Here is a 12,773-nt window from a genome sequence, read left to right on the forward strand (position 1 = left end):
CATGCCCGGGCATGAAACTCGCCCGTCCGGACATCTTCCATCCCCGCATCGTGCTGGCGGGTCCTCCCGGGCGCGCGGGCGGCGACCCCGACGACAGCGGGCTGGTGCCCGCGCTGCGAACGCGTGGGCTGCACGCCCGCTGGCGGTCCTGGGACGACCCCGAGGTCGCGCGCGCTGACCTGGTCATCCTGCGTGCGACCGCGGACGATCCGGACCGGCGCGCCGAATTCTCGGCCTGGACGCGGCGGGTGCGCCACCTGCTCAACCCGCCCGACGCGGTCGCTTGGAACCTCGATGAGCGGTACCTGCGCGACCTGGACGACGCCGGGGTGCCGACTGTCCTTGGCGGGCGGCGTGCCGTAACGCAGTCGGCGTTGATCTTCCTGGGCGGCAAGCAGTCGCACGCCTGGCCGGACGAGCCGGAGTTCGAAGCGTGGGACCTCGGCTACACCGCGCTCGCGGTGGCCGCGGATCGCGCCGGAATCGCCGTGCGCGACCTGCTCTACGCGCGCGCCGACGTGGCCGGGGATCGGCTGGTGCGGCTCGACCTCGTCGCGCCGGCGCTGGGCTGGCGGCACCTGGACGCCGCCACCCGCGAACGCGCCCAGCGCGACTTCGCGCTGGCCGTGGAGTCAGCCTGCGAGCGGCTCGGGCTCGGCCCGTTCTCGCATCGACGCCCATAGCGCGGCGGTCGCCGCGGTGCACGCCGCGGCCCCGGCCACGTGCAGGGCGACCAGCGCGGCGGGCACCCCGGTGAAGTACTGGGCGGTGCCGACCGCGGCCTGCGCGCACACCAGGGCCAGCAGCACGATCAGGCGCCGCAGGATGGGCCGGCCGGCGCGCACCGCCAGCAGGCCGAAGCCCAGCCCGACCAGCAGCGCGAGGTAGGCGATCAGCAGCGAGGAGTGCGCGTGGACCAGGGTGTCGACGGCGATCTTCAGCCGCGGCACGGTGCGGGTGGGGCTGCGGTCGCCCGCGTGCGGTCCGGCGGCCGTCACCAGCGTGCCGGTGACCAGCACCACGGCCAGGTCCAGGCCGATCAGCGCCGTCAGGGCGCGCAACGGCCGGGGGACCGGCCGGCGCACCACTCCGGCCCCGTCCCCATCGGGCTCGCCGATCTTGACGTAGAGCAGCACCGACAGCCACACCATCGTCATCGAGGTGAGCAGGTGGATGGCCACCGTCCACCACAGCAGCCCGGTACGCACGGTGATGCCGCCGATGACGGCCTGCACCACCGTCGACACCGGCATCAGCCACGCGTACACTAGGACTTCCCGGCGTCGGCGGGCCCGGGTCACGGCCAACACGGCCAGCGCCGCGGCGACGACCACCGCGAAGGTGATCATGCGATTGCCGAACTCGACCGCCTGGTGCACGCGCGGCACCTCTGCGTGCGCGACCGGGACGAAGCTGCCCGGAAAGCATTGCGGCCAGGTAGGACAACCCAGCCCCGACGCGGTGACCCGGACGATCGCCCCGGTGACGGCGATGCCGCCCTGGGTGAGGATGACGGCCGCGGCGACGAGGCGCTGGACACGCACGCTCGGATTGGGCAGGAGGTCCACCAACCGCATCAGCGTTCGTCCCACGGGCATGGCCCGATGGTAGGCCAACGAAAACTACGTCCTGTAGTAAACCCTTGCGTCGTCGAGATTGCCGTGACGGCTGTTCTGGCGGCGCCGACCACGACCATGGCGGCAATCTCGCCGCCCGGTCAGGTGAACCGGAACCAGCGCAGCGCCGCCAGCGCCGCGAGCGCACCCCACGCCGCCAGGACGAGGACGCCGAACCAGTCCACCGACAGGACCATCGCCCGCGACAGCGCCTCGGTCAGCGCGCCCGACGGGGTGAGCCGGGCCGCCCACTTGACGCCGGTCGGGATCATCCCGGATTCCACCGTCAGCGCGCCGAGCCCGGCGAAGACGAACCACAGCAGGTTGGCGACCGCGAGCACGATCTCGGCCCGCAGCGTCCCGCCCAGCAACAGTCCGAGGGCGGTGAAGCCCGCGGTGCCCAGCGCGATGACCGCCGCACCCAACGCCAACGCGGCCAGGGCGGGGCGCCAGCCGAGCGCAAACCCGATGGCGCCCAACAGAATTGCCTGCAGGAACACCACGGTGACCACGGCCAGCGACTTGCCGGCGATGATGCCCCAGACCGGCAGGGGGGTCGCCCCCAACCGCTTGAGCGCGCCGTAGCGGCGGTCGAAGGCGACCGCGATGGCCTGCCCGGTGAAGGCGGTCGAGATGACCGCTAGGGCCATGATGGCCGGGACGAAGGTGGCGGCGCGGTTGTGCCCGAAGGAGCCGAACGGCAGCAACGTGAGCCCGATCAGGAGCGTGATCGGGATGAACATGGTCAGCAGCAGCTGCTCGCCGTTGCGCAGCAGCAGCTTGAGCTCGAGGCCGAACTGCGCGGCCAGCATCCGCGGAACCGTGCTGGGTCGCGGGTCGGGGGTGAAGGTCCCCGCGGGGAAGACGTTCGATTGGGTCACTGCCGCAACTTCCTGCCGGTGAGGTCGAGGAACACATCCTCGAGGCTGCGCTGCTCGACGCGCATGTCGGTGGCCAGCACGTCGATCCGCGCGCACCACGCCGTCACGGTGGCCAGCACCTGCGGGTCGACCGGGCCCTCGACCAGATACTCGCCGGGCGTCACCTCGCTGGCGCGGTAGTCCTCCGGCAGGGCGGCGGTCAGCAGCGACAGGTCGAGCCGCGGCGGCGCGGTGAACCGCAGCTCGTCCTTCGCGCCGGTGCGCATCAGCTCCGTCGGTGTGCCGGCGGCCACCGTTTTCCCGTGGTCGATGATGACCAGCCGATCGGCGAGTTCCTCGGCCTCCTTGAGCTGATGGGTGGTCAACAGCACCGTCACGCCGTCGCGGCGCAGCGCGTCGATCAGTTCCCACACCAGCAGCCGGGCGTGCGCATCCATGCCCGCGGTCGGTTCGTCGAGGAAGACCAGTTCGGGGCGGCCGACCAGCGCGCACGCGAGCGCGAGCCGCTGCTGCTGCCCGCCGGACAGCCGCCGATAGGTGGTGCGGGCGGCATCGGTGAGGCCCAGGGTGTCCAGCAGCCACGCCGGGTCCAGCGGGTCGGCGGCGTAGGAGGCGACCAGGTTGAGCATTTCGCCCGCCCGGGCGCTGGGGTAGCCGCCACCGCCCTGCAACATCACCCCGATGCGGGTGCGCAGGCGGGCGTTGTCGGCGATCGGGTCCAGCCCGAGCACCTCGATGGTGCCGGCGTCCGGGCGCACGAAGCCTTCGCACATTTCGACCGTCGTGGTCTTGCCGGCGCCGTTGGGGCCCAGCAGGGCGAGCACTTCGGCGGCGTGCACCTCGAGGTCGAGATCGGCGACGGCCGTGGTGGATCCGTAGTGCTTGCTCACCCCGCGCAGTCGCACGACTGTTTCAGGAGCGTCCGAGCTCACGTGGAATCAGCGTAGGCGTCGGGCACCGCCTGGGAACGAGGGGTGGCCAGGGGGGCCGCAGCGTTCTCGGGCGCGGGCGCGGTTTCGGCGGCCGTCTCCGGCGCTTCGGCACCCTCGGTCGGGAGCCGCCGCCACGGCAAGCGGGTGTACGTCAGCGCGATGAGCGCCGCGACGATGACGGTGCTCGCCAAGGTGGCGTCGACGATCTGGAAGAGCGCGAAGCGGTCCCCGTTGGCCGTCGGGCCGAAGATGCCGACGACGAGGGTGATGACGATGACCGCCGCCCGGAAGCCGCTGCGGGTCGCCCAGGCGGCCAGCGGAATGATCGCCCACAGCAGGTACCAGGGCTGTACGACGGGAAACAGCAGCACCGTGACGCCCAGCGCCACGCCGAGGCCGCCGATAGGGTGCAACCGGCCGCGGAAGACGGCCACCAGCAGCCAGCCCACCATCACCGTGATGATCAGCACGCCGATGGCGCGGGTGAGCCCCAGCACCGCGGTGGTGTGATCGCCGAATCCCAGCAGGATCCCGACCTGCCCGGTGCCCAGGGCGAGCAGGGTGGGCGGCGACATCCAGCTGCGGACGACGTTCGCCGTGCCGAGCGTGTTGATCCAGCCGAACCCGAGGCCGCTGGCCCAGCCGACCGCCGCCATCACCGCCAGCGACAGCGTCGTCATCGCGCCGCCCGCCAGCAGCAGCGCCCGCAGGTTGCCCCCGCAGCGGTAGGCCAGCGCCATCGTGACGAACCCGAGCGCCAGCAGCGACGGCAGTTTCACCTGCGACGACAGCGTGATCAGGACGGCGCCGGCCAGCAGCATGCCCAGCGGCTCCCAATCGGGACCCGGCCGCCAGGAGGCCGGCAACAGCCGCGGAGAGTCGATGCCCCGCAGCGCGAACTCGGCCCCCGCGAGCATCAGCCCGAGCATCAGCGCCTCGTTGTGCACGCCGGCGACCAGATGCATGATCAGCAGCGGATTGGCCGCGCCCAGCCACAGCGCGCTGACCTCGGCGACGCCGCATCGCCGGGCCAGCCGCGGGGTCGCCCACACGATCAACCCCACCCCGATCAGCTCCACCAACCGGTGACACAGCACGGCGGCGACGATGTTCTCCCCGGTGACCGCCGAGATGCCGCGCCCGATCCACAGGAAGAGCGGGCCGTAGGGCGCCGGCGTCTCCCGCCACAGCGTGGGGACCGACAGCGTGAAGACGTGCGACAGGCCGAGCCCGGACGCCGGCCCCACCCGGTACGGGTCGAGTCCTTCCAAGGAGATCTGGCTCTGGGCCAGGTAGGAGTAGACGTCCTTGCTGTACATCGGCGGCGCGATCAACAGCGGCAGCGTCCACAGCAGCAGGGTGCGGTCCAGGTCGCCCCGGGACATTCGCCGGTTGCCCAACGCGAACCGGCCGAGCATCAGCCAGGCCAGCGCCATCATGACCGCGCCGGTCGTCGTCATCGTCAGCGACACCGTCTGAATCCGCGACGGCAGGTTGAGCAACCGCACCCCGAAGGTGGGGTCCTGCACGACGGGCCGGGCCCCGGCGCCCAGCGCGCCGATCGCCATCAGGACGGTGCCGGTGGCCCCGAACAGCCGGGTGCGCTGCAGCGCGGTGAGCTCGGTGTCGTTCAGCGGCGTGCCCACCGCCTGCTCGTCGCCATGCAAGCTGGCGATCGACGAGCTCAGCACGTGGTGGCGGGCTGCCATCAGAGCAGCGTAGCCGTCGGGGCGGGCCGGCACCCCGGCCAACCCGGGTGTGACCAGCGCAACGCCCTTCGCGCTAGCCTCGCCTTCGTGGCGATTCGCGACCATGGCGACCCCGGGGACGCACCCTCCGTGCCGCCACCCCTGCGCCCGCCGACTAACGACGCCCGCCCGTCCGCGGCGGAGCAGGCCCGCAGCATCGCCGCCGCCACCAACGCCGCCACGCTGGCCACGTTGACCGCTGACGGCGACCCGTGGGCGTCGTTGGTGGCCTATGGACTGCTGGACGGGATGCCCGTGCTGTGCGTCTCGAGCCTGGCCGAGCACGGCCGCAACCTCGCGCGAGACCCGAGGGCCAGCCTGTCGATCGTGGCGGCGAGCGACGACACCGACCCGCTGGCCGGCAGCCGAATCACGCTGGCCGGGACGGCCGCCGAGCCCACGCGCTCCGAGCGCGGCGACGCCCGGGCGGCATTCCTGACGGCGGTCCCCGCCGCCCGGCGCTACCTGGACTTCAGCGACTTCAGCCTGTGGGTGTTACGGGTTCAGCGGGTGCGCTGGGTAGGTGGATACGGTCGGATGGACTCGGCCACCGGCGATCAGTACGCGGCCGCCTCCCCGGATCCGGTTGCGCCCGTGGCGGCCCGGGCCCTCGCGCATCTCAACGCCGACCACGCCGACTCCCTGGCCGCCATGGCCCGAATCTTCGGCGGCTACCCCGACACCGGGACCGCTTTGTGTACCGGCGTCGACCGCTACGGCCTGGACCTGCGGGTGCACACCCCCCGCGGCGTGGCCTACGCCCGGATCGGGTTTCCCGCAAGGCTGGAATCCGCCAACGAATTGCGTTCGGCCACAGCGGCATTGGCCCGTGCCGCGGATCAGGCTGTCGACGAACACGGCCCGCATGAAGGCGTTTGATCCGCAGCACTGACACGAGCCGGCGAAAGGCCCCCGCCCTGGCTACTTCCGTTCGCCGTCGGCCTTGCTCAGCGCCCGGTCCGCGGTCGAGACCAGCCTGCGGTTGAACTGATACTGGGCGGCGACGAGCTTGTCCGCCAGTTCGATAGCGGCGTCGACAATCTTGGTGCGCAGCGGTTGCACTGCCTCCGGGATTGCCTCGTCAAGGGTCTTGTGGAACGCCCGAAGCGCCTCCGCCGCGGCGTGCTGGCCGGCTTTTGCCGACTCGCGTACCTCGTCGAGCAGGTCGGTCGAATACGATGCGACGGACTTCGATTCAGTCGTCTGAGCCATGTCAATTCCTTCTTTGGGAGTTTTCAATACCACCGCCGACGCTATTCGGCGCGGGGGTTCGGCCACTATGGGCGAAGGTCCCAAAGTGGGCGGGTGTGACCAGCGCAACGGCCGCTCAGGGCACCCTTGGTGGACCGATCCCCGGAATTGCGTCACACTGGTGTTGTGAAAATCCGAACCGACCTCGACGACGCTGCCGTGGGTGCAGCGGCCGCCGCGGTGCGGGACGGTCACACCCGGCGCGCCATCGTGGGCCTGCTGGTGGAGTCTGGATCGATCACCGCCGGCGAGATCGGCGAGCGGCTCGGGTTGACGGCCGCCGGCGTGCGGCGCCATCTCGACGCCCTGATCGAGGCGGGCGACGCCGAGGCGGTGCCCGCCGCGTCCTGGCAGCAGGTGGGGCGCGGGCGCCCCGCCAAGCGTTTCCGGCTCACCGCGGCGGGCCGCGCCAAGCTCGAGCACGCCTACGACGACCTCGCGTCGGCCGCCATGCGGCAGCTGCGCGAGATCGGCGGGGAGGACGCCGTCCGCACGTTCGCCCGGCGCCGCATCGACGCGATCCTGTCCGGCGTGCCCGCGGCGGACAGCGACGACGACGCCGAGGTCGAGGCGGCCGCCGAACGGGTGGCCGGCGCGCTGACCAAGGCCGGCTACGTCGCCACCACGACACGGGTCGGCGGCCCGATCCACGGCGTGCAGATCTGCCAGCACCACTGCCCGGTGTCGCACGTCGCCGAGGAATTCCCGGAGCTGTGCGAGGCCGAGCAGCAGGCCATGGCCGAGGTGCTCGGGACCCACGTGCAGCGGTTGGCGACCATCGTCAACGGGGACTGCGCCTGCACCACCCACGTACCACTGACCCCGGCGCCCAGCCCGCGTCGCGACACCACGAGCATCGAAGGAGCGTCGTTATGACCCTCACGCCAGAGGCCCAAAAGGCCTTTAAAGCGGGAGAAGCTGAGCCGTTGACCCAGGAGCAGGCGATCGCCTCGCTGGGCCGCTACGGCTACGGCTGGGCGGACACCGACGTCGCGGGGTCCAGCGCCCAGCGCGGGCTGTCCGAGGCGGTGGTCCGCGACATCTCGGCGAAGAAGAACGAGCCCGAATGGATGCTGCAGACGCGGCTGAAGGCGTTGCGCATCTTCGAGCGCAAGCCGATGCCGACGTGGGGTTCGGACCTCGGCGGCATCGACTTCGACAACATCAAGTACTTCGTGCGCTCCACCGAGAAGCAGGCCGCCTCTTGGGACGACCTGCCCGAGGACATCCGGAACACCTACGACCGGCTGGGCATCCCGGAGGCCGAGAAGCAGCGCCTGGTCGCCGGTGTGGCCGCCCAGTACGAGTCCGAGGTGGTATATCACCAGATCCGCGAGGACCTGGAGGCCCAGGGCGTCATCTTCCTCGACACCGACACCGGGTTGCGGGAACACCCCGAGCTGTTCCAGCAGTACTTCGGCACCGTGATCCCGGCCGGGGACAACAAGTTCTCCGCGCTCAACACCGCGGTGTGGAGTGGCGGTTCGTTTATCTACGTTCCGCCGGGGGTGCAAGTCGACATTCCGCTGCAGGCCTACTTCCGGATCAACACCGAGAACATGGGCCAGTTCGAGCGGACGCTGATCATCGTCGACGAAAATGCCTATGTCCATTACGTGGAGGGCTGCACCGCCCCCATCTACACGTCGGACTCGCTGCACTCTGCGGTGGTGGAAATCATCGTAAAGCCCGGTGGCCGTTGCCGTTACACGACCATTCAGAACTGGTCGAACAACGTGTACAACCTGGTCACCAAGCGGGCCCGCGCCGAGGCCGGCGCCACCATGGAGTGGGTCGACGGCAACATCGGGTCCAAGGTGACCATGAAGTACCCGGCGGTCTGGATGACCGGGGAGCACGCCAAGGGCGAGGTCTTGTCGGTCGCCTTCGCCGGGGAGGGCCAGCACCAGGACGCCGGCGCCAAGATGCTGCACCTGGCGCCGAACACGTCGAGCAACATCGTGTCCAAGTCGGTCGCCCGCGGCGGTGGCCGCACCTCCTACCGCGGCCTGGTGCAGGTGAACAAGGGCGCGCACGGGTCGCGCTCCAGCGTGAAATGCGATGCGCTGCTGGTCGATACGATCAGCCGAAGCGACACCTACCCCTACGTCGACATCCGCGAGGACGACGTCACGATGGGCCACGAGGCCACCGTGTCCAAGGTCAGCGACAACCAGCTGTTCTACCTGATGAGCCGCGGACTGACCGAGGACGAGGCGATGGCGATGGTGGTTCGCGGCTTCGTCGAGCCGATCGCCAAGGAACTGCCCATGGAGTACGCGCTCGAGCTCAACCGGCTCATCGAGCTGCAGATGGAGGGCGCGGTCGGATGACCGCTTCTGCTGCTGCTGCCCTGAACAAGGGTGAGTTGTTCGCGTCCTTTGACGTGGACGCGTTCGAGGTGCCCGGCGGCCGCGACGAACTCTGGCGGTTCACCCCGCTGCGTCGGCTGCGGGGCCTGCACGACGGCTCGGCTCAGGCGACCGGCAAGGCGCAGATCAGCGTCGGTGAACAGCCGGGCGTGCGGGTCGAGACCGTCCGCCGCGGCGACGAACGGCTAGGCCGTGGCGGTGTGCCCACCGATCGCGTTGCGGCGCAAGCGTTTTCGTCGTTCAACTCCGCGACGCTGGTGAGCATCGGGCGCGACACGCAGATCGCCGAGCCGGTCAACATCACCGTGACGGGCCCCGGCGCCGGCGCGGTGGCGTACGGCCACCTGCAGATCAGCGTCGCCGAACTCGGCGAGGCGGTCGTGGTGATCGACCATCGGGGCAGCGGAACCTACGCCGACAACGTCGAATTCATCGTCGACGACGCCGCCCGGCTCACCGTCGTGTGGATCGCGGACTGGGCCGACGACATGGTTCACGTGTCCGCGCAGCACGCCAGGCTGGGCAAGGACGCGGTGCTGCGGCACGTCGCCGTCACCCTGGGCGGCGAAGTGGTGCGGATGTCGGCCAACGTGCGGTACGCCGCCCCGGGCGGTGACGCGGAACTGCTCGGGTTGTACTTCGCCGACGACGGGCAGCACCTGGAGTCGCGGCTGCTGGTCGACCATGCGCAGCCCAATTGCAAGTCCAACGTGCTCTATAAGGGTGCGCTGCAAGGGGATCCGGCATCGCAGCGGCCAGACGCGCACACGGTCTGGGTGGGCGACGTGCTGATCCGCGCCGAGGCCACCGACACCGACACCTTCGAGGTGAACCGCAACCTGGTGCTCACCGACGGGGCGCGGGCCGACTCGGTGCCCAACCTGGAGATCGAGACGGGCGAAATCGTCGGCGCCGGGCACGCCAGTGCCACCGGGCGATTCGACGATGAGCAACTGTTCTACCTGCGTGCCCGCGGCATCCCCGAAGATCAGGCGCGCCGGCTGGTGGTGCGCGGCTTCTTCGGCGAGATCATCTCGAAGATCGCCGTACCCGAGATCCGCGAGCGCCTGACCGCCGCCATCGAACACGAACTGGAAATCACGGAGAAGGCAACAGCGTCATGACGACATTGGAAATCAAAGACCTGCACGTCAGCGTCGAAGACCCGAACGCGCCCGAGGGAAGCCGCGAGATCCCCATCCTCAACGGCGTCAACCTGACCGTGAATTCAGGTGAGACGCACGCGGTGATGGGGCCCAACGGCTCGGGCAAGTCCACGCTGTCCTACGCGATCGCCGGTCACCCGAAGTACCGGGTGACGTCCGGGTCGATCACGCTGGACGGCCAGAACGTCCTCGACATGAGCGTCGACGAGCGCGCCCGCGCCGGACTGTTCCTGGCCATGCAGTACCCGGTCGAGGTGCCGGGCGTGTCGATGTCGAACTTCCTGCGCAGCGCCGCGACCGCCGTCCGCGGCGAGCCGCCGAAACTGCGGCACTGGGTCAAGGAGGTCAAGGCCGCCATGGGTGACCTCGACATCGACCCGGCGTTCGCCGAACGCAGCGTCAACGAGGGGTTTTCCGGCGGCGAGAAGAAGCGCCACGAGATCCTGCAGCTGGGCTTGCTCAAGCCCAAGATCGCCATCCTCGACGAGACCGACTCCGGCCTGGACGTGGACGCGCTGCGGGTGGTCAGTGAGGGCGTGAATCGCTACGCCGAGGCGGAGCACGGCGGCATCCTGCTCATTACCCACTACACCCGGATCCTGCGTTACATCCGGCCGCAGTTCGTGCACGTGTTCGTCGGCGGCCGGATCGTCGAATCCGGCGGCCCGGAGCTGGCCGACGAGCTCGAGGAGAGCGGGTACGTGCGCTTCACCGAAGCGGCGGCCGCGGGGGCTTAACCATGACGGGGACAGCACTGGACGTCGACGCGATCCGCGCCGACTTCCCCATCTTGAAGCGCGTGATGCGCGGCGGGAAGCAGTTGGCGTACCTGGATTCCGGCGCGACGTCCCAGCGCCCGCTGCAGGTGCTCGACGCCGAGCGCGAGTTTCTGATCACCTCCAACGGCGCGGTGCATCGTGGTGCGCACCAGCTGATGGAGGAGGCGACCGACGCCTACGAGCAGGGTCGCGCGGACATCGCCGCGTTCGTCGGCGCCGACGCCGACGAACTGGTGTTCACCCGCAACGCCACCGAGGCGCTCAACCTGTCGTCATACGTGTTGGGCGACAGGCGGTTCGACCGTGCCGTGGGCTCCGGTGACGTCATCGTCACCACCGAGCTGGAGCACCACGCCAACATTGTCCCGTGGCAGGAGCTGGCCCGCCGCAGCGGCGCCACGCTGCGCTGGTACGGCGTTACCGACGACGGGCGCATCGACCTGGATTCGCTGGAGCTCGACGAACGCGTGAAAGTCGTTGCTTTCAGCCATCATTCGAACGTTACGGGCACTGTGGCGCCGGTGGCCGAACTGGTCCGGCGCGCTCACGCGGTGGGCGCGGTGACGGTGCTGGACGCCTGCCAGTCGGTGCCCCACCAGCCGGTCGACCTGCACGCGCTCGGCGTCGACTTCGCCGCCTTCTCCGGTCATAAGATGTTGGCCCCCAACGGGGTCGGCGTGCTTTACGCCCGTCGCGAGGTGCTGTCGCAGCTGCCGCCGTTTCTCACCGGTGGGTCGATGATCGAGACGGTGACGATGGAGGCGTCGACCTACGCGCCCGCGCCGCAACGGTTCGAGGCCGGCACGCCGATGACCTCCCAGGTCGTCGGGTTGGGCGCGGCCGCAAGATATTTGGGCGCCATCGGCATGGACGCCGTCGAGGCGCACGAGCGCGAGCTGGTCGCCGCGGCACTCGAGGGCCTGTCGGGCATCGACGGAGTGCGGATCGTCGGGCCGACCGTCATGGAAAACCGTGGCTCGCCCGTCTCTTTCGTGGTCGACGGCGTGCACGCGCACGACGTGGGGCAGGTGCTCGACGACGACGGCATCGCGGTTCGCGTGGGGCATCACTGCGCGATGCCGCTGCACCGCCGGTTCGGCGTGGCGGCCACCGCACGGGCGTCGTTCGCCGTCTACAACACCCCCGACGAGGTCGAGCGGCTGGTGGCCGGAGTCCGACGCGCGCTCGAATTCTTTGGGAGACAATGACAGTGCGCCTGGAGCAGATGTATCAGGACGTGATCCTCGACCACTACAAGCATCCGCAGCACCGCGGGCTGCGGGACCCGTTCGGGGCGCAGGTCCACCACGTCAATCCGGTCTGCGGTGACGAGGTGACGCTGCGGGTCGCGCTGTCCGACGACGGCAGACGCGTCGCGGACGTCTCCTATGACGGCCAAGGCTGCTCGATCAGCCAGGCGGCCACCTCGGTGCTCACCCAGCAGGTGATCGGCCAGACCGTGCCCGAGGCGCTGCACACCGTGACCGCATTCACCGAAATGGTGTCCTCGCGCGGCAGCATCGAGGGCGACGAGGACATCCTGGGCGACGGGATCGCCTTTGCCGGGGTGGCCAAATACCCGGCCCGGGTGAAATGCGCACTGCTGGGATGGATGGCGTTCAAGGACGCATTGGCGCAGGCTTGCACTGACAGGGGCGCGGACTTCGAGGAGGAAGAAAATGAGCGAGACCGCCGCACCGGATGACGAATTCCTTGCCGACCTCGAGGAGGCGATGCGCGACGTCGTCGACCCCGAATTGGGCATCAACGTCGTCGATCTCGGACTGGTTTACGGCCTCAACGTGGAAGAGGGCGACGAGGGAACCGTCGCCCTGATCGACATGACGTTGACCTCGGCGGCCTGCCCGCTGACCGACGTCATCGAGGACCAGTCACGCAGCGCGCTCGTCAGCAGCGGGCTGGTCGACGAGCTGCGGATCAACTGGGTGTGGAACCCGCCGTGGGGGCCCGACAAGATCACCGAAGACGGGCGCGAACAGCTGCGTGCCCTCGGGTTCACCGTCTGAC

Annotated in this window: 14 protein-coding genes; 9 read left to right on the forward strand and 5 right to left on the reverse strand. The window is 69.9% G+C overall.

Annotation, left to right across the window (positions count from 1 at the left end; translation table 11 throughout):
• The first annotated feature begins 11 nt into the window (after window positions 1-11).
• Window positions 12-683 (forward strand): hypothetical protein, encoded by a 672-nt coding sequence (locus A5773_RS02260; protein WP_066958184.1) that lies wholly within the window; start codon window positions 12-14, stop codon window positions 681-683.
• Here A5773_RS02260 and A5773_RS02265 read toward each other — a convergent pair.
• The 4 genes from A5773_RS02265 to mptB form a co-directional block, all read right to left on the reverse strand.
• Entirely contained in the window at window positions 633-1,577 is a 945-nt protein-coding gene (locus A5773_RS02265; protein WP_197507843.1) for a heme A synthase, read from the reverse strand. The genes A5773_RS02260 and A5773_RS02265 overlap by 51 nt on opposite strands.
• 140 nt (window positions 1,578-1,717) lie before the next feature.
• Window positions 1,718-2,497, reverse strand: coding sequence for an ABC transporter permease (locus A5773_RS02270; protein ID WP_066958188.1), 780 nt, complete (start codon window positions 2,495-2,497; stop codon window positions 1,718-1,720).
• Window positions 2,494-3,429, reverse strand: a complete 936-nt coding sequence (locus A5773_RS02275) for an ABC transporter ATP-binding protein (RefSeq protein WP_197507840.1) — start codon at window positions 3,427-3,429, stop codon at window positions 2,494-2,496. The genes A5773_RS02270 and A5773_RS02275 overlap by 4 nt, the downstream gene beginning before the upstream one ends.
• Window positions 3,426-5,138, reverse strand: a complete 1,713-nt coding sequence (mptB, locus tag A5773_RS02280; RefSeq protein WP_067789259.1) for a polyprenol phosphomannose-dependent alpha 1,6 mannosyltransferase MptB — start codon at window positions 5,136-5,138, stop codon at window positions 3,426-3,428. Before mptB ends, A5773_RS02275 begins: the two co-directional genes overlap by 4 nt.
• Window positions 5,139-5,225: 87 nt before the next feature.
• Here mptB and A5773_RS02285 point away from each other — a divergent pair, with 87 nt between their 5' ends.
• Window positions 5,226-6,056 carry a HugZ family protein gene (locus tag A5773_RS02285; protein ID WP_067260590.1) on the forward strand — a complete coding sequence of 277 codons (831 nt, stop codon included), beginning with the start codon at window positions 5,226-5,228 and terminating at the stop codon, window positions 6,054-6,056.
• A 42-nt stretch (window positions 6,057-6,098) separates the two neighbouring features.
• Here A5773_RS02285 and A5773_RS02290 read toward each other — a convergent pair whose 3' ends face one another.
• A complete protein-coding gene (locus A5773_RS02290; protein WP_066958195.1) occupies window positions 6,099-6,389 on the reverse strand; it encodes a hypothetical protein in 291 nt (96 codons plus the stop codon).
• A gap of 126 nt (window positions 6,390-6,515) precedes the next feature.
• Between A5773_RS02290 and A5773_RS02295 the strand changes: the two genes are divergently transcribed.
• From A5773_RS02295 to A5773_RS02325, 7 genes are read left to right on the forward strand one after another with little or no spacing between them, the layout of a single operon-like run.
• Window positions 6,516-7,304, forward strand: a complete 789-nt coding sequence (locus A5773_RS02295; protein ID WP_082948051.1) for a metalloregulator ArsR/SmtB family transcription factor — start codon at window positions 6,516-6,518, stop codon at window positions 7,302-7,304.
• A complete protein-coding gene (gene sufB, locus A5773_RS02300; protein ID WP_066958201.1) occupies window positions 7,301-8,761 on the forward strand; it encodes a Fe-S cluster assembly protein SufB in 1,461 nt (486 codons plus the stop codon). The genes A5773_RS02295 and sufB overlap by 4 nt, the downstream gene beginning before the upstream one ends.
• On the forward strand, window positions 8,758-9,924 hold the full coding sequence (sufD, locus tag A5773_RS02305) for a Fe-S cluster assembly protein SufD (RefSeq protein WP_067789238.1): 1,167 nt from the start codon (window positions 8,758-8,760) through the stop codon (window positions 9,922-9,924). Before sufB ends, sufD begins: the two co-directional genes overlap by 4 nt.
• Window positions 9,921-10,703, forward strand: a complete 783-nt coding sequence (gene sufC, locus A5773_RS02310; protein ID WP_066958206.1) for a Fe-S cluster assembly ATPase SufC — start codon at window positions 9,921-9,923, stop codon at window positions 10,701-10,703. Before sufD ends, sufC begins: the two co-directional genes overlap by 4 nt.
• 2 nt (window positions 10,704-10,705) lie before the next feature.
• The gene (locus tag A5773_RS02315) at window positions 10,706-11,953 is read left to right on the forward strand and encodes a cysteine desulfurase (RefSeq protein ID WP_067260524.1); all 1,248 of its coding nucleotides are present in this window, start codon (window positions 10,706-10,708) and stop codon (window positions 11,951-11,953) included.
• Window positions 11,950-12,450, forward strand: coding sequence for a Fe-S cluster assembly sulfur transfer protein SufU (gene sufU, locus A5773_RS02320; RefSeq protein WP_066958212.1), 501 nt, complete (start codon window positions 11,950-11,952; stop codon window positions 12,448-12,450). Before A5773_RS02315 ends, sufU begins: the two co-directional genes overlap by 4 nt.
• Window positions 12,425-12,772: a metal-sulfur cluster assembly factor gene (locus A5773_RS02325; RefSeq protein WP_066958214.1), complete on the forward strand. Its 348-nt coding sequence runs from the start codon at window positions 12,425-12,427 to the stop codon at window positions 12,770-12,772. The genes sufU and A5773_RS02325 overlap by 26 nt, the downstream gene beginning before the upstream one ends.
• The last annotated feature ends 1 nt before the right edge of the window (window position 12,773 follow it).

It is taken from the genome of Mycobacterium sp. 852014-52450_SCH5900713 (genome assembly GCF_001667075.1).
In the GTDB taxonomy this organism is placed as follows: Bacteria; Actinomycetota; Actinomycetes; order Mycobacteriales; family Mycobacteriaceae; genus Mycobacterium.

Bases quoted from the DNA above. Each gene is read 5' to 3' on its own strand.
- A5773_RS02260 (WP_066958184.1), top strand. From the start codon at position 12: ATGAAACTCGCCCGTCCGGACATCTTCCATCCCCGCATCGTGCTGGCG.
- A5773_RS02265 (WP_197507843.1), bottom strand. From the start codon at position 1,577: ATGCGGTTGGTGGACCTCCTGCCCAATCCGAGCGTGCGTGTCCAGCGC.
- mptB (WP_067789259.1), bottom strand. From the start codon at position 5,138: ATGGCAGCCCGCCACCACGTGCTGAGCTCGTCGATCGCCAGCTTGCAT.
- A5773_RS02290 (WP_066958195.1), bottom strand. From the start codon at position 6,389: ATGGCTCAGACGACTGAATCGAAGTCCGTCGCATCGTATTCGACCGAC.
- sufB (WP_066958201.1), top strand. From the start codon at position 7,301: ATGACCCTCACGCCAGAGGCCCAAAAGGCCTTTAAAGCGGGAGAAGCT.
- sufD (WP_067789238.1), top strand. From the start codon at position 8,758: ATGACCGCTTCTGCTGCTGCTGCCCTGAACAAGGGTGAGTTGTTCGCG.
- sufC (WP_066958206.1), top strand. From the start codon at position 9,921: ATGACGACATTGGAAATCAAAGACCTGCACGTCAGCGTCGAAGACCCG.
- A5773_RS02315 (WP_067260524.1), top strand. From the start codon at position 10,706: ATGACGGGGACAGCACTGGACGTCGACGCGATCCGCGCCGACTTCCCC.
- sufU (WP_066958212.1), top strand. From the start codon at position 11,950: ATGACAGTGCGCCTGGAGCAGATGTATCAGGACGTGATCCTCGACCAC.
- A5773_RS02325 (WP_066958214.1), top strand. From the start codon at position 12,425: ATGAGCGAGACCGCCGCACCGGATGACGAATTCCTTGCCGACCTCGAG.